Below are 21,764 nucleotides of genomic sequence, written 5' to 3'. Positions count from 1 at the left end.
CCACGGGTCCACGCGACGAGTTGAGTTCGGAGACTTTTGATGGCGCGAGCCGCGCGGCGATCCACGACGGAGCTCCTGTGGGATGCGATCCGTTACGGCTGGGTCCAGCCCTGGACCGCCCGGTTCCGGGGCGGGATCATCACCGTGATTGGGGCCGTGCTGCTGCTGGCCATCGCCACCTATAACGCCACCGACCCCAGCCTGAACGCCGCCACCGGCGAACCGGCCCGCAACGCCCTGGGCGCTCCAGGCGCGGCCATCGCCGACCTTTTGATGCAGTCCCTCGGCCTGTCCGGCTGGGGCGTGGCCCTGTTCATGCTGGTCTTCGGCGTCACCCGCGTGGCCCAGGCCGATCCGGACGCCGAGCGCAAGGACCTGCGCCAGCGCGCCGGGGTTGGCGCGCTTGGTCTTTTGGCGCTGTCCGCCACCTTGGCGGCCCCGCCGCCGCCGGCGATCTGGCAGCTGGAAAAGGGCCTGGGCGGCTTCTGGGGCGACGCCCTGCTGCACATGGTGGCCGGCGTTCTGCGCTTCGCCCACATTCCCGGCGCGACCATCGTCGCCGCCATCCTGTTCGCGGTCGCGGCCCTCGTCGCCCTGGGCTTCGCTATCGGCGTGCGCGAGGTCGATCCCGACGCCATCCACAGCGCCGTCAGCAACGCCCTGCAGCCGCGCGTCCGCGCGGAACCCGAGCCCATGCCCGAGCCGGCCCCCAAGCCTGTCCGCGCCAAGCGGGAAAAGCCCGAGGCCCCGCCCAAGCGCGAGCGCCCGGGCCGTCTACCGCCGATCGACGCCGACGATGACGAGGCCGTGGTCGCCGCCACGCCGACCCCGGTGTCGCAGCGTACGGCTGAACGCGCCTACACCCCGCCGCCGGCTCAGGACGACGAGGATGACTTCGAGGACTCGCTCGACGCCCGCCCGATGGCGATCGCCAAGCCCAAGACCATGCCCAAGGAGTCGGGTCGCGAGGCGCGCGAACAGCAGAAGACCTTCGCCTTCGAAGAGGACGCCGGCTTCCAGCTGCCCGAGCTGGCCATGCTGGCCAAGGCCAAGCCGCGCTCGTCGGACGTCGACGCCGGCGCCCTGCGCCAGAACGCCCGCCTGTTGGAAAGCGTGCTGGCCGAGTTCGGCGTCAAGGGCCAGATCGACCAGATCCGCCCCGGCCCCGTGGTCACCATGTACGAGCTGGTGCCGGCGCCCGGCGTCAAGACCGCGCGGGTCGTGGCCCTGGCCGACGACATCGCCCGCTCGATGAGCGTGATCTCGTGCCGCGTGGCCGTGGCCCAGGGCCGCAACGCCATCGGCATCGAAATGCCGAACTCCAAGCGCGAGACGGTCTATCTGCGCGACCTGCTTTCGAGCGCCGACTACGAGAAGGCCAGCCAGATCCTGCCCATGGCGCTGGGCGAGACCATCGGCGGCGAGCCCTATATCGCCGACCTCGCCAAGATGCCCCACCTGCTGATCGCCGGCACCACCGGCTCGGGCAAGTCGGTCGGCGTCAACGCCATGATCCTGTCGATCCTTTACAAGCTGCCGCCCGAAAAGTGCCGCTTCATCATGATCGATCCGAAGATGCTGGAACTGTCGGTCTATGACGGCATCCCGCACCTGCTGGCCCCGGTCGTGACCGATCCGAAGAAGGCCGTCGTCGCCCTGAAGTGGACCGTCCGCGAGATGGAGGACCGCTATCGCCGCATGTCGAAGATCGGCGTGCGCAACATCGGCGGCTACAACGAAAAGGCCAACGAGGCTCTGGACAAGGGCGAGCACTTCGAGCGCACCGTCCAGACGGGCTTCGACGACGCCGGCCGTCCGATCTACGAGACCGAGCAGATCCGTCCCGAGGCCATGCCCTATCTGGTCGTGGTCATCGACGAGGTCGCCGACCTGATGATGGTGGCCGGCAAGGACATCGAGGGCGCCGTGCAGCGCCTGGCCCAGATGGCCCGCGCCGCCGGCATCCACCTGATCATGGCCACCCAGCGCCCGTCGGTCGACGTCATCACCGGCACCATCAAGGCCAACTTCCCGACCCGGATCAGCTTCCAGGTCACCAGCAAGATCGACGCCCGCACCATCCTCGGCGAGCAGGGCGCCGAGCAGCTGCTGGGCCAGGGCGACATGCTCTACATGGCCGGCGGCGGCCGCATCACCCGCCTGCACGGTCCGTTCGTCTCGGACGGCGAAGTCGAGCAGGTCGCCAAGTTCCTGCGCGACCAGGGCATCCCGCAGTACCTGGAAGAGGTCACCGCCGGCGGCGACGAGGAACAGGAAGAGGCCATCGAGGGCGCGTTCGCCGGCGAGGGCGGCTCCAACGACCTCTACGACCACGCCGTGGCCGTGGTCACCCGCGACCGCAAGGCCTCGACCAGCTACATCCAGCGCCGCCTGCAGATCGGCTACAACCGCGCCGCCTCGCTGATGGAGCGGATGGAGAAGGAAGGCGTCGTCGGCGCCGCCAACCACGCCGGCAAGCGCGAAATCCTGGCCCCGCCGCCACCGCCGATGTAATTTCCACGCCGCTCTCCCCGGCGAAAGCCGGGGTCCAGATCGAACCCAGAGCGCCCTTCGTCGACCCTCGGCGGAGGGCGCTTTGATATCTGACGCTCAGGATGAATTTGGGCCCGGACTTCGCCGGGGAGAGCGGGATACACGGAAACCTTGGCCGTTTGGGCGCGTTCCCAGCATCCCAACCTGAACGGCGCTTCATCGGGGCGTCGGAAAATGGCCTTGCGGCGGCCTTCGCGCGGGCCAAGGTTGCGGCTAAGGAGATCGCATGACCACTCGCCGTATTCTTCTGGCGGCCGGCCTGGCCGCCGCCATCGCTTCTCCGGTTCTGGCGCAAGACGCCAAGCCCGTCCCGGCCACCCTGAGCGCCGAGCAGAAGGCCCTGCTGGACAAGGCCACCGCCTATATCCAAGGCCTGGGCTCGGCCAAGGGCCGCTTCGTTCAGACCGACGCGCGCGGGACCCAGACGCAAGGCGCCTTCTACATGCAGCGTCCCGGCAAGGCGCGGTTCGCCTACGATCCGCCGGCGGGCCTGCTGGTCGTCAGCAACGGCAACAACGTCAACATCTTCGATAGCCGGCTGAAGACCTATGAGAGCTACCCGCTCAGCAAGACGCCGCTGAACCTGCTGCTGGCCCGCGAGGTTCGCCTGGATCGCGGTGTGACCATCACCGACATCCGCCCGCTGGCCGACGGCTTCACCATCGTCGCCCAGGACGCCAAGCGCCAGGCGCTAGGCCGCATCTCGATGGATTTCTCCAATTCGCCCGTCGGCCTGATGGGCTGGACGGTCACCGACATCAAGGGCGGCCAGATCCGGGTGCGCCTGATCGACTTCGCCGAGACTTCCGACTTGGATCCCAAGCTCTTCGTGCTGACGGATCCCCGCCGCAAGGTCGGCAAGTAGAGCTTTTCTTGTTCAGGACGCTCTCACGCCCCGAATGTGACATTACCACAACAGGCAAGAATCAACTTACTCGCCCTTGACTTTAAGTTTTGACGTGGCATATTTAACACGCATGGCGATGAGCGACCGACCCGCTCTTCGCAAACCGTGCCGGATCCTATCCCCTCCCGGCGGCGGCATGAGAGACTAGACTTTCGCCCCAACGCCCCTGCGTTGGGGCGTTTTTCTTTCTCGCCGACCAAAGGTCGGCTTGGGCCAAGCGCCCCTGCGCTAGGGCGTTTTTCTTTTCGGTGGCAAGAAAGCGCGATAGAGCGAGGCCATGCGCCTCCGTATCGCCACCTGGAACGTCAATTCCGTCCGCCTTCGCGCCAAGCAGGCCGCCCGCTTCGTCGACGAGCAGGCGCCGGATGTCCTGTGCATGCAGGAGATCAAGTGCCAGGAGGGCGAGTTCCCGCGCGAGGCCTTCGAGGCCATGGGCCTGAAGCACCTGAAGATCGCCGGCCAGAAGGGATGGCACGGCGTGGCCATCGCCTCTCGCCTGCCGTTCGAGGATGTCCCGACCCTGATGAACTGCCGCGAGGGCCACGCCCGCTGCGTCGCGGTCAAGGTGGCCGGGGTCGACATCCAGAACTTCTACATCCCGGCCGGCGGCGACACGCCCGACCGCATCGGCAATCCGAAGTTCGATCACAAGCTCGATTTCTACGAGACCCTGACCGCCGCCCTGAAGAAGCGCGATCCCAAGGCGCCGCTGATCGTGACCGGCGACCTGAACATCGCGCCGGGCGAAAATGACGTCTGGAGTCACCGCCAGATGCTGAAGGTCGTCAGCCACACCCCAGCCGAGCTCGAGGCCTTCGACGCGATGATGAAGGCGATGGACCTGCTGGACCTGCCGCGCCTGGCGACGCCCGAGCCCGAAAAGCTGTTCTCCTGGTGGAGCTATCGCGCCGCTGACTTCCGAAAGTCCAACCGCGGGCTGCGCCTGGACCATATTCTGGCGAGCCCCGGCCTGCGGGACGCGGCGATCGTGGACGGCAAGGTCTCCTCGCGCGTCCACGACACTGTCCGGGAATGGGAGCGTCCCAGCGACCACGCCCCGGTGACGGCGGATTTGAAACTCTAGAAGTAGCCCGCCGTATCGAGGTCTTCCATTAGGCTCGGCGCGGTCGTCGCCCAGGCCAGGGTTTCGCGCGTCCAGGCGGACGAGGTCGCCGCGTCCATGCCGGCGAACATCGCGAACCAGCCGAAATGCTCGGCGGGGCGGCTCTCTACCGGCACGCCCAGGCCCTTGGCGATCGCGGTGGCGATGGACTTGAACGTCACGGCCTCCTCGGCGACCGCGTGATAGCGCTCACCGCCCGCGCCGCGCTCGATGGCCAGGCGGTAGAGGCGGGCGGCGTCCGACCGATGGACGGCCGACCACGGGTTGTCACCTTCGCAGATATAGGCCGAGACGCCCTTTTCGCGGGCCAGGTTGATCAGCATCGGGACGAAGCCATGGTCGCCGGCCCCGTGGGTCGTCGGCGCCAGGCGGACGATCGAGGCGCGAACCCCGCGCGCGACCAGGTCGTCGGCGGCCTGTTCGGACATGCGCGGCGACGCGCCCGAGGGCCTGTCCTCTTCCGTCGCCACCCGACCGACCGCCAGCATGGCGGTGCCCGAGGTCACCAGGATCGGCTTGATCGAGCCCTCTAGCGCCCCGCCCAAAGCCTCGATCGCGCGGCGGTCCTGCCGGGCGTTCTCGGCGAACTTCGAGAAGTCGTGGTTGAAGGCGGTGTGGATCACGCCATCGCAAGCGGCCGCGCTTCGAGCCAGCACATCATGATCGTCGAGCGTGCCCCGCACGACCTCCGCGCCCGCGGCGTAAAGGCGGTCCGCGCCGGCGTCAGAGCGCGACAGGCCTAGGACCTGGTGGCCGTGGGCGAGCAATTCCTGGACGACGGCCGAGCCGACGAAGCCGTTGGCGCCAGTGACGAAAATACGCATGGAAGCATCCTTCGGGATTTCACGTGGAACATCCTGGATCGTCATGCCATCCTGTTAAAGTCGTGAGCTTATACAGGTATAATGCCTAACAGCATGAACGCCCCGCCCATCCCACAAAAGCATCTGGCCGAAACCAGGCTGGGCGCCTACCTGCGCGACCGCCGCGCCAAGCTGGACGCCGTCGCCTTGGGTTTTCCGGGCTCTCGCCGCCGCACGCCCGGTCTGCGCCGGGAGGAGGTCGCCCAGCGCGCCCATATCAGCGCCACCTGGTACACCTGGCTGGAACAGGGGCGGGGCGGGGCGCCGTCGGCGGACGTGCTGGACCGTATCGCGCGCGCCCTGATGCTGACCGAGGTCGAGCGCGAACACCTGTTCCTGCTGGGCCTGGGCCGACCTCCCGAGGTCCGTTATCGGGGGACGGAGGGCGTGACCCCGCGTTTGCAGCGGGTGCTGGACGCCCTCGACCCCAGTCCCGCCATGATCAAGACCCTGACCTGGGACGTCATCGCCTGGAACCGCGCCGCCACCATGGTGCTGGCCGACTATGGCGACCTGCCGGTCGAGGAGCGCAATATCCTGCGACGGATCTTCTGTGATCCGCGCTCGCGCGCGATCAATACCGAGTGGGAGCACGTCGCCCGCTTCGTGGTCGCCGCCTTCCGCGCCGACGTCGCGCGGGCCGGGGCGGGAGCCGAAGCCTCGGTCAACGCCCTCGTCGAGGAACTCAGCCGCCGTAGCCCCGACTTCGCGACCATGTGGGCCGAGAACGACGTCCGCTATCATGGCGAAGGCATCAAGACGCTGCGCCACCCCGCCCTGGGACAGCTGTCGTTCGAATACTCGGCCTTCGCCGTCGACGGCAGGCCGGACCTGGGAATGATCGTCTATAATCCGGCGACGCCGGAGGATGTGGAGCGCGTGCGGGCGCTCGTCGAAGCGCCTAGCCCTCGGCCGCCACGAAGCCCTGCTTGATCCAGAGCGCCGAGTCCTTGAGGTTCTTGCGGATCCAGGCGGCGTGGACCTCGCGCTCGGCGTCGGTCGAGCGGGGCGCCAGCGGACGCGGCCGGGCGCCGTACGAGCCCTGGATCGCGGCCGAGACCGACAGGGTCTCGACGTGGGTGAGCTCCAGGGCGCGTTCCTTGCCGCCCTGCAGCTCCAGATAGACCTCGGCCAGCAGGTGCGAGTCGATCAGCGCCCCGTGCTTGTCGCGGCTGTCGAGGCTGATCTTGAACCGCTTACACAGGGCGTCGAGCGAGTTGTACATGCCCGGAAAGCGCTTCTTCGCCATGGCCAGGGTGTCGATCCAGCGCTCTTCAGCGATCGGCGCGCGGCCGCACTTCTCCAGCTCGAAATTGACGAACGAGCGGTCGAAGGCCGCGTTGTGGGCGACCACGACGCTGTCGCCGACGAAGTCGATGAACTTGTCGGCGATCTCGTGGAACTTCGGCTTGCCGGTCAGGAAGGCCGACGACAGGCCGTGGACCTTCTCGGCCTCGGCCGGCATGTCGCGCAGCGGGTCGCAATATTCATGGAACGAGCGGCCGGTCGGCATGAAGTCGAGCACCTCGATGCAGCCGATTTCGACCAGGCGGTCGCCCGTCTTCGGATCGAAGCCGGTGGTTTCGGTGTCGAGGATGATTTCCCGGGCCATCGCTTTTCAATGACCCGCTTCGTCGCCGGCTTCAAGCGTGGCTGGAACTTCTCAACAGAGTCAGAAGGTCGCGGACCTGGGCATGGGCGTGATCGACGCCCTGGCTGGTGTCGATGACGAAATCGGCCCGGGCGCGCTTTTCGGCGTCGGGCGTCTGGCGGGCCAGGATGGCCACGAGCTTTTCCGGCGTCATGTCGGGTCGGGCCAGGACGCGGGCGCGCTGGACCTCGGCCGGGGCCGAGACCACCACCACCTTGTCGACCTTCTTCTCGCCGCCGGTCTCGAACAGCAGCGGGACGTCGAGCACCACGATCTCATGGCCCTCGGCCCGGGCGGTCTCGAAGAAGCCGATCCGATGCGCGCCGACCAGCGGGTGAACGATTGTCTCCAGCTTGGCCAGGGCCTCCGGATCGCCGACCACCTGGGCGCTGAGCCTGGCGCGGTCGATCGCGCCGTCGACGACCACGCCGGGGAAGGCCTCTTCCACCGGCCCGACCGCCGCGCCGCCGGTGGCGTAGAGCGCGTGGACGGCGGCGTCGGAGTCGTAGACCGGCACGCCCTCGGCCTGGAACAGGGTCGAAGTCGTGGACTTCCCCATGCCGATCGAGCCCGTGAGACCCAGGATCAACATCTCAGGCCTCTCCAAGAAGGCGCAGCAACAGGCCGCGCGCGTCGACTTCGGCGGGCGGCGCCACGCCATACATCCGCTCGAAGGTCGGCACAGCCTGGCGCAGCAACATCTCCAGGCCATCGACGGTGCGACGACCAGCGGCCTGGGCGCGGCGGAGGAATTCGGTGCGCAACGGCTTATAGACCATGTCCATGATCACCGCCGTCTCCGGCGTCAGGGCCAGATCCGCCGCGGGGCCTTCGCCGCCGCCCAGGCCCAGCGAGGTGGCGTTGATGACGAGGCCCGCATCCGCCAGCAGGGCCGGAAGGTCCGGCTCACCGGCCGCCACGACCTTGTCGCCGAAGGCGTCGGCCAGCTCTTGAGCCCGCCCGACGGTGCGGTTGACGATCCGGACCACGAGCGCGCCCGCCAGCAGCAGGGCGGCGGTCGCGCCGCGCGCCGCGCCGCCGGCGCCGAGGATCACGACCGGCGCGGCCGAGACGTCGAAGCCCGGCGCCTGCTCGGCGATCGCACCCAACAGGCCCGGCCCGTCGGTATTGTCGGCATGGATCGAGCCGTCGGCCTCGAAGATCAGCAGGTTCGCCGCCCCGGCCATCCTGGCGAGGTCGCTGGCGTGGTCGGCGACCGCGAGCGCCCGTTCCTTGAAGGGGATGGTGACGTTTAGCCCCCGGATGGCGCCGCCCCGGAAGCCGCTCACGAAGGTCTCGAAATTATCGACCGTCGGCGCGAAGGGAACATAGGCCGCGTCGAGCCCCGCCGCCTGGATCCAGGCATTGTGGATCAGCGGGCTCATCGAATGCTTGATCGGCGCGCCGCAGACGCCGCCGACGATGGCGGCGCCCGAAATGGTCGAACTCATGCGTCCAGGGCTCCGTGAAGGCGCAGAAAGTCGAGCAGGCCGATCAGGGGCAAGCCCAGGATGGTGAAGTAGTCGCCGTCGACGGCGTCGAACAGCTGCACGCCCTCGCTTTCCAGTTCGTAGCAGCCAACGGACCACAGCAGGGCCTCGCCGCGACGCGCGATATAGGCGTCGAGCCAGGTTTCGCTGAACGGTCGCACCGACAGCTTGGCGGTCTCGACGATCCGCCAGATCGGCTGGCCGTCGCGCGCCACGACCACGGCCGAGTGCAGCTTGTGGGTCTGACCGCGCAGTTCCAGCAGATGGTCACGCGCCCGCGCCAGGGTCTCGGCCTTGTCGAAGAGCTTGCCCTCGAGGTCGAGCGTCTGGTCGGCTCCGATCACCAGGCCCGGACGCCTGGCCGAGACCTTGACCGCCTTCATCTCGGCCAGGGCGTCGGCGATGTCGCGCGGGGTGACCTCCTCCGCCAGCAGGCCAGCCTTGGCCGCGTCCTCGTCGACGCCGGGACTGACCGCCTCGAACGCGACGCCGGCGTTCTTCAGGATCATCTGACGCGCCGCGCTCTTGGACGCGAGGGTTACGGGGGTCATCCCAGGACCTCGACCTTGCCGCGGCCGCCCGACAACAGGTTGATGACCGCCGCCGCCGTCTCCTCGACCGAGCGTCGGGTGATGTCGATGACCGGCCAGTTCATCCGCTCGAACAGGCGGCGGGCGGCGATGATCTCCTGGCGTACGGCGTCGCCGTCGACATAGTCGCTCTCTCTGTTCTCCTTGAGGGAGAGCAGGCGGTTGCGGCGGATCTGGATCAGCCGATCGGGCGAGGTGATCAGGCCGACGATCAGGGTGTTCTTGAGCTCGAACAGATCTTGCGGCGGCGGCCGGCCCGGAACCAGGGGCACATTGGCCGCGCGCACGCCCCGATGGGCCAGATAGATGCAGGTCGGAGTCTTGGACGTCCGCGACACCCCGACCAGGATCACGTCGGCCTGGGTCAGATCCTGTCCGCCCTGGCCGTCATCATGGGCTATCGCGTAGTCCAGCGCCTCGATGCGATCGAAATAGTCGTTGGTCAGGGCGTGCTGGGCGCCGACCCGGGTCGAGATCCGCGCGCCCAGATAACGCGACATGGCGCTGATCACCGGATCCAGCGCGGCGATGCAGGGCATCTCGCGCTTGCGGCAGCCTTCCTCCAGCGCGGCGCGCAGGCCGGGATCGACGATGGTGTGCATCACCACGCCGGGCGCGCCCCCGATCTCCTCGAGCGCTCGGTCCAGCTGCCGGGTCGAACGAACCAGCGCGTAGATATGCTCGATGGGCAGGATGTCGGTAAACCGGGCGCAGACCGCGCGCGCCATGGCGTTGAGGGTCTCGCCCGTGGAGTCGGACACCAGGTGGATATGGAAGTAGGTGGCGAAGCGCGGCGGCAGCCTCTCCGCTTCCCCCTGAGCCAGAGTCTCCTGTGGATCATCCGTTAACGGTTGTTTAACCAATTGGCCTGCCTCTGGGGACGCCCGGGCGCCGAATGGCCTCCAAGCCGTCGTGACACGGCGCCGCTGTGATCAACGGTCGCATTGCCCGCGTACCATCCCCAGGCTCGCCACGCATCCCCCGATAGGTGAATCCCGACTGTCCAAGGCTCGGGACAGAGTCTCGCGCTGGGTCTTTCGTCCGCCTCGGCGCGTTAAGATTTTGTTAAGGCCTTCAAGGGGCTTGGCTGTCTGTCCACATGATTAACAGAACCTTAACCCCATGTGGGAAGGGCTGGGGGTAACGAGGAATCCGCTGTGCGAGTCACTCGCCCGCCAGGGGTTTTCCCCACTGTGCAGTTGCCCTCCAACCCCCTCTTTCAATCTTAAATTCTTATTAAGATATGAGAGGAAGGTCTTAAGGGCCTTCCGGGCTTGAGCCAGGACGCGCGCCAGGCTTTAACCCGATCCATGACGTCTCAGGCTTCGACCCCGAAATTTCTCTCCGCCCTGTCCGGCGAGAAGCACGCGAACCCTCCGATCTGGTTCATGCGCCAGGCGGGCCGGTATCTGCCCGAGTATCGCGCGGTGCGCGCCACGGCCCCGGACTTCATCAGCTTCTGCTTCGATCCGGAGAAGGCGGCGGAAGTCACCCTGCAGCCGATGCGCCGGTTTCCGTACGATGCCTCGATCGTCTTCGCCGACATCCTGCTGATCCCTGGCGCTCTGGGCCAGAAAGTCTGGTTCGAGGCCGGCGAGGGTCCCAAGCTGGGCGACATGCCGTCGATCGAGTCCATGGCCGAAAAGGCCGGGAATGCGGGCGAAGCCCTCAAGCTCGTCGGGGAGACGCTGACCAGGGTTCGCTCTGAGCTCGATCCGTCCAAGGCCCTGATCGGCTTCGCCGGCGCGCCCTGGACCGTGGCGACGTACATGATCGAGAAGGGCTCCAGCGATCGCAGCGGCGCGCGGACCTACGCCTACCAGAACCCCGAGATGCTCGACGCCCTGCTCCAGGTGCTGGTCGACTCGACGGTTGATTACCTGGCCATGCAGGTCGAGGCCGGGGCCCAGGCCCTGAAGCTGTTCGAGAGCTGGGCCGAGGGCCTGTCCGAGCCGCTGTTCGATCGCCTGGTCACCCAGCCGCACATCCGGATCATCGAAGGCTTGCGGGCGCGGGGCGTGACCGTTCCGATCATCGGCTTCCCGCGCGGCGCCGGAACCCTGGTCGAGGACTACGCGGCCAAGGTCCCTGTGCAGGGCGTGGCGCTGGACACCTCGGCCTCGGCCAAGCTGGGTCAGGCGATCCAGACGACCAAGACCATCCAGGGGGCGTTGGATCCCTTGCTGCTGCGGGCCGGCGGCGACGCACTGCTGCGTCGTGTGGACCAGTTGCTGGAACAGTGGAACCAGGGTCCCTACATCTTCAACCTGGGCCATGGCATCCTGCCGGACACGCCGATCGCCAATGTCGAGCTCGTGCTTGAACGGGTGACCGGCCAGAAGGTCGGCCAATGACCAAGAAGCTCGCCGTCGTCCTGTTCAACCTCGGCGGGCCGGATGGTCCGCGCGCGGTTCGGCCGTTCCTGTTCAACCTGTTTCGCGATCCGGCGATCATCGGCGCCCCGGCGCTGATCCGCTATCCGCTTGCGGCCCTGATCTCGACGACGCGCGAGAAGATGGCCAAGGCCAACTACGCGATCATGGGTGGTGGTTCGCCGTTGCTGCCGGAAACGGAAAAGCAGGCGAGGGCGCTGGAGGCGGAACTGGCTGCGAGCCTGCCGGGCATCGAGGCCAAGTGCTTTATCGCCATGCGCTACTGGCACCCTCTGACCGGCGAAACCGCCAAGCAGGTGAAGGCCTTCGCGCCCGACGAGATCGTGCTGCTGCCGCTCTATCCGCAATATTCGGAGACGACGACCGGCTCATCACTGAAGGCCTGGGCGAAGAGCTATTCGGGTCCCGGTCGTCAGACCACTGTCTGCTGCTATCCTAACGAGGCCAAGCTCGTCGCGGCGCACGCCCGCCTGATCCGCGATACCTGGGAGAAGGCTGGTTCGCCGGCGAATGTCCGCCTGCTGTTCTCGGCCCACGGTTTGCCGGAGAAGGTCATCCTGGGCGGCGACCCCTACCAGAGGCAGATCGAGGCCACGGCCGCGGCGGTGGCCGCCCAACTGCCGGCCGACCTGGACTGGACCGTGTGCTATCAGAGCCGGGTTGGACCGCTGAAGTGGATCGGCCCCTCGACCGACGACGAGATCCGCCGCGCTGGCGCGGAAAGGAAAGGCTTGATGGTCACGCCGATCGCCTTCGTCTCCGAGCATGTCGAGACCCTGGTCGAACTGGACCACGAATATGCCGAGCTAGCCCAGGAGGTCGGGGTCGCGCCCTACATCCGCGTGCCAGCCCTCGGCGTCGCCCCGGAGTTCATTTTCGGTCTGGCCGGGATGGTTCGCCAGGCGCTCGCGAAGACGGGGATCAATCCGGGTAGCGATTGGCGGTGTGGTTCGACGAACTGCCCGTGCAGGGAGGCGGCTTCGGCATGACCGATTTCCTGGTGGCCCACTTCAATGCGGTGCGGGGCCTGCACATCCTGTCGGTCATCGCCTTCATGGCCGGCATGCTCTATCTGCCGCGCTTGTTCGTCTATCACACCCAGGCCGAACCCGGTTCCCAGATGGACGAGACCTTCAAGGTCATGGAGCGCAGGCTGCTGCGGGGCATCATCAATCCCGCCTCGATCGCCACCGCGCTTTTTGGCGTTGGCCTGATCCTGGCCGACGCCCAGATCCGGGGCTGGAGTTTCCTGGCCGAGCCGTGGATGGCGACCAAGCTCGTCGCCCTGGTCGGTCTCTACGGTTTCCACGGCTTCCTGTCGTCGTCGCGCAAGAAGTTCGAGCGCGGCGAAAACGCCCGCTCGGAAAGGTTTTGGCGGATGGTCAATGAGATCCCGTTCGTCCTGGCGATCATCATCGTCATCTCGGTGACGACCAAGTTCCTGAACCACTGACCCTTCGACAGGCTCGGTGGTGAGGATCGCGCCGAGGGTCCGCGCCTCGGAAACCCTGGTCCTCAACCTGTCAAAGGCCCAGGGTTTCGCGCCCGCCGCTTGACCGGCCGCGCCCCGCGTGGTTTGCATCCCTTGAGTTCGGAAATTCCGAACCCCTCTTCACGGACCGGCGCCCGTCCTGGCGCGCCCCGCGAGCGGTTCCGCTCCAAGGTCCGTCCCCCGAACGATCCGCGTCATCGTCAACCGACGCGCTCATCTGGTCTTACCGCAGGGGCGGACCGGTGTGACCATCGAAGTCTTACCGGCCGGACTCCGTCTTGGAGTGCGCGCCCATTCTTGAGTCTTGTCATGACCGAAGACACTGAAAACGAAATCCCCGCCTCGGACGTCGAGTCCGCTGACCAGGCGACCCCCGAAGAGTCGTCCGTCGATATCGACACGACGGTCGAGGCCGCTTCCGCCGATGCGGAATCCGAGGCCGAAGGCGAAGACGACGGTTCCGGCATCGCCGACGCCGTCGCCGCCCTGGGACTGAAGTCCATGTCCCTGCAGGAGCTGAAGGAGAAATCCCCGGCCGACCTGCTGGCGTTCGCCGAGACCTTCGAGGTCGAGAACGCCAACTCCATGCGCAAGCAGGACATGATGTTCGCGATCCTGAAGACCCTCGCCGAGGAAGGCGTGGAGATCTCGGGCTCGGGCACCATGGAGGTGGTGCAGGACGGCTTCGGCTTCCTGCGCTCGCCGGAAGCCAACTACCTTCCGGGTCCGGACGACATCTATGTGTCGCCCTCGCAGATCCGGAAGTATGGCCTGCGCACCGGCGACAGTGTCGACGGCGCGATCCGCTCGCCGCGCGAAGGCGAGCGCTACTTCGCTCTGACCAGCGTGGCGAAGATCAATTTCGAAGCGCCTGACAACGTCAAGCACAAGATCCACTTCGACAACCTGACGCCGCTCTATCCCGACGAGCGCCTGAACATGGAACTGCCCGATCCGACCATCAAGGATCGCTCGGGCCGCGTCATCGACATCGTCGCGCCGCTCGGCAAGGGCCAGCGCTGCCTGATCGTCGCCCCGCCGCGCGTGGGTAAGACGGTCATGCTGCAGAACATCGCCAAGTCGATCGAGACCAACCATCCCGAGTGCTACCTCATCGTCCTGCTGATCGACGAGCGCCCGGAAGAAGTCACCGACATGCAGCGCACGGTGAAGGGCGAGGTCATTGCCTCGACCTTCGACGAACCGGCGACCCGCCACGTGCAGGTAGCCGAGATGGTCATCGAAAAGGCCAAGCGCCTGGTCGAGCACAAGCGCGACGTCGTCATCCTGCTGGACTCGGTCACGCGCCTGGGCCGCGCCTACAACACCACCGTCCCGTCGTCGGGCAAGGTGCTGACTGGCGGCGTCGACGCCAACGCCCTGCAGCGCCCGAAGCGCTTCTTCGGCGCGGCGCGTAATGTGGAAGAGGGCGGCTCGCTCTCGATCATCGCCACGGCCCTGATCGACACCGGCAGCCGGATGGACGAGGTTATCTTCGAAGAGTTCAAGGGCACCGGTAACTCGGAAATCGTCCTCGATCGTAAGGTGGCTGACAAGCGCATCTTCCCGGCCATCGACGTGCTGAAGTCCGGCACCCGCAAGGAAGAGCTCATTACCCCGCGCGACCAGCTGCAAAAGACCTACGTCCTGCGCCGGATCCTCAACCCGATGGGCGCGTCGGACGCGATCGAGTTCCTGCTCGACAAGCTGCGTCAGTCGAAGACCAACGGCGACTTCTTCCAGTCGATGAACACCTGAGTCCAAACGGACTCAGCACCGATACGAGAAAGGCCCCGGTGCTACCCGGGGCCTTTTTTGTTGCGCCCTACTGTATTGGTCGGGCCGGGTTCGGCCCTACGGAATGAGCAGGGTGGCGCCAGTCGTACGGCGGCCCTCCAGCGCTTCGTGCGCCGCCCGGGCTTCGGCGAGCGGGAAGGTCTGGCCGATGTCGATCTTCACCGCGCCGGAACCCAGTACGTCGAACAGCGCCTGGGCGCTCCCGTCCAGTTCCTCGGTGGTGGCGATGTAGTCGAACAGACGCGGCCGGGTGACGAATAGCGACCTGCCCGACAGCTCCAGCGGCGCGAAGGGCGGCACGGGACCCGAGGCGTTGCCGAAGGTCACGAGCATCCCGCGCTTGGCGAGGCTCTTGAAGCTGGCGTCCCAGGTGTCCTTGCCGACGCCGTCATAGACGACGGCCGCGCCCTTGCCGCCGGTGATCTCGGCGACGCGGGCGGCGACGTCCTCATGGCCGTAGTCGACCACGTGATCCGCGCCGAGCTGGCGGGCGAGGGCGAGCTTGGTCTCGCCGCCGGCGGTGGCGATCACCGTCGCGCCCAGCGCCTTGCACCACTGCACCAGGATTTGCCCGACCCCGCCGGCCGCCGCGTGGACCAGGACGAGGTCGCCTTGTTTCACGTGGAAACACCGTCGGACCAGGAACTCGGCGGTCATCCCCTTGAGCAGCACCGCGGCCGCCACGTCCAGGCTGACGCCGTCGGGGACCTTCACCGCGCGTTCGGCCGGGACAACCGCCGCTTCGCTATAGGCGCCCAAGGTCCCGTTGTAGGCGACGCGGTCGCCGACCTGGAACCGGACGACGCCCTCGCCGATGGCCTCAACGATCCCGGCCGCCTCCAGCCCGATCACCGCCGGCATCTTCAACGGGTAGAGGCCAGAGCGGTGATAGGTGTCGATATAGTTCAGACCGACGGCCTGATGACGGACCAGGATCTGGCCAGCGGCGGGTGAGGGGACCTCGACCTGGACGGCCTCCAGCACCTCGGGACCGCCGGTGCGGACAGCTTGGATCGCCAACACTAGCCGAGGGCCTTTTGGAAGAAGGTCAGGCTGCGGCCGTTAGCCTTGGCCGCGTCGGCGGCGTCGTAGTGCGCGCCGCCCTCGCGCGCGAAAGCGTGATCGCGGTCGGCATAGGTATGAAGCTCGATCTGCGGATGGTCTTTCAGGGCGGCCAGGATCAGCTGCCGGGCTTCCGGCGGCACGAACTGGTCCTTCTCGGCGATGTGCATCAGCAGCGGATGGGTCAGCTTCTCCGCCTCGTTCACGTGCTTTTCGAGACCCACCCCATAGTAGGAGACGCTGGCGTCGACGTCGGTGCGGGTCGCGGTCAGAAAGGCCAGCAGGCCGCCCAGGCAATAACCGACCGCCCCGACCTTGCCGTTGACGCCGTCAAGCTGGCGGGCCTTGGTGATGGTGGCGGCGATGTCGCCTACGCCGGCGTCCACGTCGAACGCGTTGAACAGCTCGAAGGCGCGCTTCCACTCGGCTTCGGACTGGTCGGTTATGTCGATGCCTGGCTCGATCCGCCAGAACAGGTCGGGCACGATCGCGACATAGCCCTGGGCGGCCAGGCCGTCGGCGATGTCGCGCATCACCTTGTTGACGCCAAAGATCTCCTGGATGACGACGATGGCCGGGGCGCTGTCGGCCTTGGGCCGGGCGACATAGGCCGAGAAGTCGCCATCCGGCGTGGTGATCGTGAGGGTCTCACTCATCGAAGATCTCCGTCCTAAACTGGTGTCTCAAGTCAGACCGATGTGACTTTCGACCAAAGCGCTCTAACCTGTACCGACGGGCCTTGGCCCATAACAATATCGTGCCCTGCCCGAAGGGAACCTCCGCATGAAGATGACCATCGAGATCGACTGCACCCCCGTGGAAGCCCGAAGCTTTCTGGGGCTGCCCGACGTCAGCGCCCTGAACGAGCATCTGGTCAATGAGATGCAGAACCGCATGGACGCCAACATGGCCATGCTGGCGCCCGAGGAGCTGATGAAGAACTGGATGGCGTTCGGCGCCGGCGCCCAGGAGCAGTTCCGCAAGCTGATGACGGCGGCGGCGGGCGCGGCGGCCGGCAAGCGCGACTAGGCCATGATGGATACGATCTTCGCGCCCGCCACTGCGGCGGGGCGCGCGGCCGTGGCCGTGGTGCGGGTCTCGGGTCCGGAGACCTTGTCGGTTGTTGAAGCTTTGGCGGGTCGGGCGCCCAAGCCGAGGATGGCCGCGCTGCGAACCCTGCGCCATGGCGGGGTCGATCTGGACGAGGCGCTCGTCCTGCGCTTCGAGGGACCCTCGAGCTACACCGGCGAGGACAGCGCGGAGTTTCACGTGCACGGCGGCCGAGCGGTCGTCGAGGCCTTGCTCGCGGCGTTGTCGGACCTCGGACTGCGCCTGGCTGAGCCAGGCGAGTTCACCCGGCGGGCCTTTGAGAACGGCAAACTCGATCTCGCCCAGGCCGAAGGCGTCGCCGACCTGATCGACGCGGAAACCGAAGCCCAGCGCCAGCAGGCGCTCGGCCAGGTGGGCGGGGCGCTCAGTCAGCATTATGATCGCTGGCGGGACATGCTGGTTCAGTCGTTGGCCATGCTGGAAGCGGCGGTCGACTTCCCGGATGAGGACCTGCCCGAAGAGGTGGCCGAGCGCGCACGACCGGGCCTGCGGGCCTTGAGCGCCGAGCTCGACGCGGCGCTGGCCGACGTGGAGCGGGGTCGACGGGTGCGCGACGGCTTCCGCATTGCCCTGGTCGGCGCGCCGAACGCGGGAAAAAGCACCTTGCTGAATGGACTGGTCGAGCGCGACGCGGCGATCGTGACGGACACGCCGGGTACGACCCGGGACATCATCGAGGTTCCGCTTGTGCTGGCCGGCTACAAGGTTCTGGTCGCCGACACGGCCGGTCTTCGCGAGACAGCGGATGCCATCGAGGCGGAAGGCGTTCGCCGCGCGAGAGCCTGGGCTGAAGAAGCCGACCTAAGGCTTTGGGTCGTCGATGGGTTTCACGTGAAACATACGGTGAAGCTTGAAGAGGCGGTTCGGCCCGGCGACTGGCTGGTCCTTAACAAAGGGGATATCGCGGAGGCCTCCGCGCTTGATCAAGCCGAGGTGCGTTGGTCGAGCGAGGGGCTGAAGGTCCACCGACTTTCAGCCCTTTCCGCGGGGGCGGTGAGCGACATGCGCGCGGCGCTGTCCCTCCATGTCATTGACGCGCTCTCGGGGGCCGAGTTCCCAGCGGCGACTCGCCTGCGCCATGCGGATCGCCTTCGGGAGGCCCGCGGCTATATCGGCCGCGCCCTTTCCGAGGTGGGTCTGGAGGTCGAACTGGCCGCTGAGGACGTACGCCTTGCCGCGCGCGCGCTGGAAAAGATCACGGGACGGGTCGATCCGGAGGACGTGCTCGGCCGCGTCTTCTCAACCTTCTGCATCGGCAAATGATGTTCCACGTGAAACGTCCTCTATAATATCCACAGGGCGCTCACAGTTGCGGCGGGGGTGTTTCACGTGAAACGCCATGGAGTCACATCGACCCGCTCGCCTAGTTGGCGTATAGGTCGAGTCCAACGCCCCCGCAGCGATCCGGGGGCGTTCGCATTGAGGCGAATGTTTTGTCCGATACCTGGGATGTCATTGTCATCGGCGGCGGCCACGCCGGCTGCGAGGCGGCGGCCGCGTCCGCGCGCGTCGGCGCGCGGACCCTGCTGCTGACCCACAAGCTGGAAACCATCGGCGAGATGTCCTGCAACCCGGCCATTGGCGGCCTGGGCAAGGGCCACCTGGTGCGCGAGATCGACGCGCTGGACGGCGTGATGGGCCGCATGGCCGACAAGGGCGGCATTCAGTTTCGGATGCTGAACCGTTCGAAGGGCCCAGCTGTTCGCGGCCCGCGCGCCCAGATCGACCGGAAGCTCTATCGCGAGGCGATGCAGGCCGAGCTCGCCGCCACGAAAAACCTCGACATCATCGCCGGCGCCGCCGAGGACTTGATCGTCGAGGACGGTAAGGTCGCGGGCGTGGTCGACGGGGAGGGGCGGTCTTATCGGGCGCCCCGTGTGATCCTCACGACCGGCACCTTCCTGAAGGGCGTCATTCACCTGGGCGAGACCCGGATCCCGGCCGGCCGGGTTGGCGACCAGCCGGCCATCGGCCTGGCGGATCGTCTCTATGGCCTCGGCTTCGATATGGGGCGCCTGAAGACCGGCACCCCCGCGCGCCTCGATGGCGCGACCATCGCCTGGGATCGGCTGGAGATGCAGCCCGGCGACGATGAGCCCGTGCCGTTCTCGTTCCTGAACGACCGGATCGACACGCCCCAGATCGCCTGCGGCATCACCTTCACGACGGCGCAGACCCACCAGATCATCGCCGAGCGGCTCAGCGAGTCCCTGGTCTATGGCGGCCGCGCCACGGGGATCGGTCCGCGCTATTGCCCGTCGATCGAGGACAAGGTCGTCCGCTTCGCCGACAAGACCAGCCACCAAGTGTTCCTGGAACCGGAGGGGCTGGATGACACCACGGTCTATCCGAACGGCATTTCGACCTCGGTTTCGGAAGAGACCCAGCTGCTGTTCCTGCGCACGATCCCCGGCTTGGAGGCCGTGGAGGTCAAGCGCTACGGCTATGCGATTGAATATGACTATGTCGATCCGCGCGAGCTATACGCCACGCTGGAGACCAAGCGCCTGCCGGGCCTTTACCTGGCCGGCCAGATCAACGGCACCACGGGTTATGAAGAGGCCGGGGCTCAAGGCCTGGTCGCCGGCTTGAACGCCGCGCTAGCGGAGCAGGGCAGGGAGCCCGCCGTCTTCGCGCGCGATGAGGCCTATATCGGCGTGATGATCGACGACCTGGTCACCCGGGGCGTCACCGAGCCGTATCGCATGTTCACCAGCCGGGCCGAGTTCCGCCTCACCCTGCGCGCCGACAACGCCGACCAGCGGCTGACGGATCGCGGTATCGCGCTCGGCGTTGTGGGAGAGCATCGCGCGTCGGTCTGGACCGAAAAGAAAGCAAGACTGGAAGCGGCCCGCGTTTTCGCTCGCTCGGTCAGCCTGACGCCGAACGAGGCCGTGAAGGCCGGCTTCAAGGTCAACAGCGATGGCGTCCGCCGCGACCTGTTCGCCATGCTGGCCTATCCCGATGTCACTCTGGACGACCTTGGCGCCGTGTGGCCCGAGGTTTTCACGTGGAACATAGATGTTCGCGAGCAGATCGAGATCGAGGCCGCCTATGCCGGCTATCTCGACCGCCAGCGCGCCGACGCCGAGTCGCTTCGCAAGGACGAAGACCTGCGCTTGCCCGTGGATCTCGACTACTCCGACATCGGCAGCCTGTCGAACGAGGTCCGTGAAAAGCTCGTCCGCGTGCGTCCGATGACCCTGGGCCAGGCGGCCCGCATCGAGGGCGTCACCCCGGGCGCGCTGACCGCGCTGCTGGCCCATGTGAGGCGCGGCCGTGCAGCCTGAAGCCGTGACCGTTGAACCGCCCGCGCTCGACGCGGCTGGTTACCAAGCCCTTACCGGCGTCTCCGATGTTCAGCTGGCCGATCTGTCGCGCTTCCAAGAGCTGCTGGCCGAATGGAACGCGGTAATGAACCTGGTCGGCCCGTTGACCATCGCCACCTACTGGACCCGCCATGCGCTGGACAGCTCTCAGCTTCTGGCTCTGGCCCCTGAGGCCCGCACCTGGGCTGACCTCGGCGCCGGCGCTGGTCTGCCCGGGGTGGTGCTGGCCATACTTATGAAGGGCCAGGACGGCGCCAACGTCCACCTCGTCGAGAGCATGGCCAAGCGTTGCCGCTTTCTCGAGGTGGCCGCCAAGGCGCTCAACCTGCCCGTCGAGATCCACAATGTCCGCGCCGAAGAGCTGAAACTGAAGGTCGATGTGGTCACCGCCCGCGCCTGCGCGCCGATGACCCGGCTGCTCGGCTTCGCCGAACCCTATCTCTATCGCGGCGCCACCGGCCTGTTTCTCAAGGGCCAGGACGTCGCGACGGAACTGACCGAGGCCCGCAAGGCCTGGTCGTTCGCCAGTGAGCTGCTCCCCAGCCAAAGCGACCCCCGTGGCCGCGTCGTTCAAGTGAAGAGGCTTTCCCGTGTCCGCTAATCCTCTCCGCGTCTTCGCTATCGCCAACCAGAAGGGCGGCGTCGGCAAGACCACGACCGCCATCAATCTGGGCACCGCCCTGGCCGCTTGCGGCGAGCGCGTGCTGCTGATCGACGCCGACCCGCAAGGCAACTGCTCGACGGGCCTGGGCATCACCCGCATCCAGCGCCGGACCACGCTCTATGACGTGCTGATGGGCGAGTCGCCGGTGGTCGACGCGGCGGTGAAGACGGAACTGCCGGGCCTGGACGTCATACCGGCCGACGCCGACCTGTCGGGTATCGAGATCGAACTGGGTCAGACCGCCCGCCGGTCCTACCGCCTGCGCGACGCGCTGGAGGCGATCCGCGCCAATGGGCCCTATACCTATGTGCTGATCGACTGCCCGCCGTCGCTGAACGTCTTGACCGTCAACGCCATGACCGCCGCTGACGCGGTGTTCGTGCCGCTGCAGTGCGAGTTCTTCGCCCTGGAGGGCCTGACCCAGCTGATGCGGACCATCGAGCGCATTCGGGGCAGCCTCAATCCGCGCCTGGAGATCCAGGGCGTGGTGCTGACCATGTACGATCGCCGCAACAGCCTGTCCGAGCAGGTGGCCCGAGACGTCCGCGAGTATTTCGGTGACAAGGTCTATGACGCGGTCATACCGCGCAACGTCCGCGTCTCGGAGGCGCCGTCGTTCGGCAAGCCCGTGCTGCTGTACGACCTGAAGTGTGCCGGCAGCCAGGCCTACCTGAAGCTGGCCCGCGAGGTGATCAGCCGCGAGCGTGATCGCCAGGCCCAGGCCGCCTAGGCTCTTTTAC

Annotated in this window: 20 protein-coding genes and 1 pseudogene; 13 read left to right on the top strand and 8 right to left on the bottom strand. The window is 66.9% G+C overall.

The window, feature by feature from the left end:
• Window positions 1-20 precede the first annotated feature (20 nt).
• The 3 genes and pseudogenes from ACW175_RS24200 to ACW175_RS24190 all read left to right on the top strand — a co-directional run bounded on the left by ACW175_RS24200 (window position 21) and on the right by ACW175_RS24190 (window position 4,544).
• Window positions 21-2,514 (top strand): annotated as a pseudogene (locus ACW175_RS24200) (FtsK/SpoIIIE family DNA translocase).
• A 265-nt stretch (window positions 2,515-2,779) separates the two neighbouring features.
• Window positions 2,780-3,418: an outer-membrane lipoprotein carrier protein LolA gene (locus ACW175_RS24195; RefSeq protein WP_492102442.1), complete on the top strand. Its 639-nt coding sequence runs from the start codon at window positions 2,780-2,782 to the stop codon at window positions 3,416-3,418.
• Window positions 3,419-3,737: 319 nt separating this feature from the next.
• Complete coding sequence (locus ACW175_RS24190; protein ID WP_492102441.1) at window positions 3,738-4,544, top strand: exodeoxyribonuclease III; 807 nt, start codon at window positions 3,738-3,740, stop codon at window positions 4,542-4,544.
• Here the strand turns inward: ACW175_RS24190 and ACW175_RS24185 are convergent.
• Entirely contained in the window at window positions 4,541-5,407 is an 867-nt protein-coding gene (locus tag ACW175_RS24185; protein WP_492102440.1) for an SDR family oxidoreductase, read from the bottom strand. The genes ACW175_RS24190 and ACW175_RS24185 overlap by 4 nt on opposite strands.
• 93 nt (window positions 5,408-5,500) lie before the next feature.
• On the opposite strand from ACW175_RS24185, the gene ACW175_RS24180 reads away from it, so the two are divergent.
• Window positions 5,501-6,379: a helix-turn-helix transcriptional regulator gene (locus ACW175_RS24180; RefSeq protein WP_492102439.1), complete on the top strand. Its 879-nt coding sequence runs from the start codon at window positions 5,501-5,503 to the stop codon at window positions 6,377-6,379.
• Here the strand turns inward: ACW175_RS24180 and dnaQ are convergent.
• Genes dnaQ through ACW175_RS24155 form a run of 5 tightly spaced genes read right to left on the bottom strand, consistent with a single transcriptional unit; the run spans window position 6,348 to window position 10,040 of the window.
• On the bottom strand, window positions 6,348-7,058 hold the full coding sequence (gene dnaQ / locus ACW175_RS24175) for a DNA polymerase III subunit epsilon (RefSeq protein ID WP_492102438.1): 711 nt from the start codon (window positions 7,056-7,058) through the stop codon (window positions 6,348-6,350). The genes ACW175_RS24180 and dnaQ overlap by 32 nt on opposite strands.
• Before the next feature lie 31 nt (window positions 7,059-7,089).
• On the bottom strand, window positions 7,090-7,689 hold the full coding sequence (gene coaE, locus ACW175_RS24170) for a dephospho-CoA kinase (RefSeq protein WP_492102437.1): 600 nt from the start codon (window positions 7,687-7,689) through the stop codon (window positions 7,090-7,092).
• A 1-nt stretch (window position 7,690) separates the two neighbouring features.
• Window positions 7,691-8,548: a shikimate dehydrogenase gene (gene aroE, locus ACW175_RS24165; protein ID WP_492102436.1), complete on the bottom strand. Its 858-nt coding sequence runs from the start codon at window positions 8,546-8,548 to the stop codon at window positions 7,691-7,693.
• Window positions 8,545-9,138: a Maf family protein gene (locus ACW175_RS24160; protein ID WP_492102435.1), complete on the bottom strand. Its 594-nt coding sequence runs from the start codon at window positions 9,136-9,138 to the stop codon at window positions 8,545-8,547. Before ACW175_RS24160 ends, aroE begins: the two co-directional genes overlap by 4 nt.
• On the bottom strand, window positions 9,135-10,040 hold the full coding sequence (locus tag ACW175_RS24155) for a pyruvate, water dikinase regulatory protein (RefSeq protein ID WP_099582055.1): 906 nt from the start codon (window positions 10,038-10,040) through the stop codon (window positions 9,135-9,137). Before ACW175_RS24155 ends, ACW175_RS24160 begins: the two co-directional genes overlap by 4 nt.
• A gap of 447 nt (window positions 10,041-10,487) precedes the next feature.
• Between ACW175_RS24155 and hemE the strand changes: the two genes are divergently transcribed.
• The 4 genes from hemE (at window position 10,488) to rho (ending at window position 14,820) form a co-directional block, all read left to right on the top strand.
• Window positions 10,488-11,531 carry a uroporphyrinogen decarboxylase gene (gene hemE, locus ACW175_RS24150; protein WP_492102434.1) on the top strand — a complete coding sequence of 348 codons (1,044 nt, stop codon included), beginning with the start codon at window positions 10,488-10,490 and terminating at the stop codon, window positions 11,529-11,531.
• Window positions 11,528-12,559 carry a ferrochelatase gene (hemH, locus tag ACW175_RS24145; protein WP_492102433.1) on the top strand — a complete coding sequence of 344 codons (1,032 nt, stop codon included), beginning with the start codon at window positions 11,528-11,530 and terminating at the stop codon, window positions 12,557-12,559. The genes hemE and hemH overlap by 4 nt, the downstream gene beginning before the upstream one ends.
• A complete protein-coding gene (locus ACW175_RS24140; RefSeq protein WP_492102432.1) occupies window positions 12,556-13,023 on the top strand; it encodes a CopD family protein in 468 nt (155 codons plus the stop codon). Before hemH ends, ACW175_RS24140 begins: the two co-directional genes overlap by 4 nt.
• A 348-nt stretch (window positions 13,024-13,371) precedes the next feature.
• On the top strand, window positions 13,372-14,820 hold the full coding sequence (gene rho, locus ACW175_RS24135; protein ID WP_492102431.1) for a transcription termination factor Rho: 1,449 nt from the start codon (window positions 13,372-13,374) through the stop codon (window positions 14,818-14,820).
• 96 nt (window positions 14,821-14,916) lie between these two features.
• Here rho and ACW175_RS24130 read toward each other — a convergent pair whose 3' ends face one another.
• Entirely contained in the window at window positions 14,917-15,882 is a 966-nt protein-coding gene (locus ACW175_RS24130) for a quinone oxidoreductase family protein (RefSeq protein WP_492102430.1), read from the bottom strand.
• Entirely contained in the window at window positions 15,882-16,577 is a 696-nt protein-coding gene (locus tag ACW175_RS24125) for a dienelactone hydrolase family protein (RefSeq protein ID WP_492102429.1), read from the bottom strand. The genes ACW175_RS24130 and ACW175_RS24125 overlap by 1 nt, the downstream gene beginning before the upstream one ends.
• A 127-nt stretch (window positions 16,578-16,704) precedes the next feature.
• Here ACW175_RS24125 and ACW175_RS24120 point away from each other — a divergent pair, with 127 nt between their 5' ends.
• From ACW175_RS24120 to ACW175_RS24100, 5 genes are all read left to right on the top strand, one after another.
• The gene (locus ACW175_RS24120) at window positions 16,705-16,950 is read left to right on the top strand and encodes a DUF6489 family protein (protein ID WP_492102428.1); all 246 of its coding nucleotides are present in this window, start codon (window positions 16,705-16,707) and stop codon (window positions 16,948-16,950) included.
• 3 nt (window positions 16,951-16,953) lie between these two features.
• A complete protein-coding gene (mnmE, locus tag ACW175_RS24115; protein ID WP_492102427.1) occupies window positions 16,954-18,294 on the top strand; it encodes a tRNA uridine-5-carboxymethylaminomethyl(34) synthesis GTPase MnmE in 1,341 nt (446 codons plus the stop codon).
• Window positions 18,295-18,464: 170 nt separating this feature from the next.
• Window positions 18,465-20,321, top strand: coding sequence for a tRNA uridine-5-carboxymethylaminomethyl(34) synthesis enzyme MnmG (gene mnmG, locus ACW175_RS24110; RefSeq protein ID WP_492102426.1), 1,857 nt, complete (start codon window positions 18,465-18,467; stop codon window positions 20,319-20,321).
• On the top strand, window positions 20,311-20,961 hold the full coding sequence (gene rsmG / locus ACW175_RS24105) for a 16S rRNA (guanine(527)-N(7))-methyltransferase RsmG (RefSeq protein ID WP_492102425.1): 651 nt from the start codon (window positions 20,311-20,313) through the stop codon (window positions 20,959-20,961). Before mnmG ends, rsmG begins: the two co-directional genes overlap by 11 nt.
• Window positions 20,951-21,754, top strand: a complete 804-nt coding sequence (locus ACW175_RS24100) for a ParA family protein (RefSeq protein WP_099582044.1) — start codon at window positions 20,951-20,953, stop codon at window positions 21,752-21,754. Before rsmG ends, ACW175_RS24100 begins: the two co-directional genes overlap by 11 nt.
• Window positions 21,755-21,764 lie beyond the last annotated feature (10 nt).

Source organism: Caulobacter sp. FV1ye6ST (assembly GCF_058681225.1).
This window is presented reverse-complemented; position numbering and strand designations above follow the sequence as displayed.

What these genes read in the sequence shown, in the direction of transcription:
- ACW175_RS24195 (WP_492102442.1), top strand. Translation starts at nt 2,780, where the DNA reads ATGACCACTCGCCGTATTCTTCTGGCGGCCGGCCTGGCCGCCGCCATC.
- ACW175_RS24190 (WP_492102441.1), top strand. Translation starts at nt 3,738, where the DNA reads ATGCGCCTCCGTATCGCCACCTGGAACGTCAATTCCGTCCGCCTTCGC.
- ACW175_RS24185 (WP_492102440.1), bottom strand. Translation starts at nt 5,407, where the DNA reads ATGCGTATTTTCGTCACTGGCGCCAACGGCTTCGTCGGCTCGGCCGTC.
- ACW175_RS24180 (WP_492102439.1), top strand. Translation starts at nt 5,501, where the DNA reads ATGAACGCCCCGCCCATCCCACAAAAGCATCTGGCCGAAACCAGGCTG.
- dnaQ (WP_492102438.1), bottom strand. Translation starts at nt 7,058, where the DNA reads ATGGCCCGGGAAATCATCCTCGACACCGAAACCACCGGCTTCGATCCG.
- coaE (WP_492102437.1), bottom strand. Translation starts at nt 7,689, where the DNA reads ATGTTGATCCTGGGTCTCACGGGCTCGATCGGCATGGGGAAGTCCACG.
- aroE (WP_492102436.1), bottom strand. Translation starts at nt 8,548, where the DNA reads ATGAGTTCGACCATTTCGGGCGCCGCCATCGTCGGCGGCGTCTGCGGC.
- ACW175_RS24160 (WP_492102435.1), bottom strand. Translation starts at nt 9,138, where the DNA reads ATGACCCCCGTAACCCTCGCGTCCAAGAGCGCGGCGCGTCAGATGATC.
- hemE (WP_492102434.1), top strand. Translation starts at nt 10,488, where the DNA reads ATGACGTCTCAGGCTTCGACCCCGAAATTTCTCTCCGCCCTGTCCGGC.
- hemH (WP_492102433.1), top strand. Translation starts at nt 11,528, where the DNA reads ATGACCAAGAAGCTCGCCGTCGTCCTGTTCAACCTCGGCGGGCCGGAT.
- ACW175_RS24140 (WP_492102432.1), top strand. Translation starts at nt 12,556, where the DNA reads ATGACCGATTTCCTGGTGGCCCACTTCAATGCGGTGCGGGGCCTGCAC.
- rho (WP_492102431.1), top strand. Translation starts at nt 13,372, where the DNA reads ATGACCGAAGACACTGAAAACGAAATCCCCGCCTCGGACGTCGAGTCC.
- ACW175_RS24125 (WP_492102429.1), bottom strand. Translation starts at nt 16,577, where the DNA reads ATGAGTGAGACCCTCACGATCACCACGCCGGATGGCGACTTCTCGGCC.
- ACW175_RS24120 (WP_492102428.1), top strand. Translation starts at nt 16,705, where the DNA reads ATGAAGATGACCATCGAGATCGACTGCACCCCCGTGGAAGCCCGAAGC.
- mnmE (WP_492102427.1), top strand. Translation starts at nt 16,954, where the DNA reads ATGATGGATACGATCTTCGCGCCCGCCACTGCGGCGGGGCGCGCGGCC.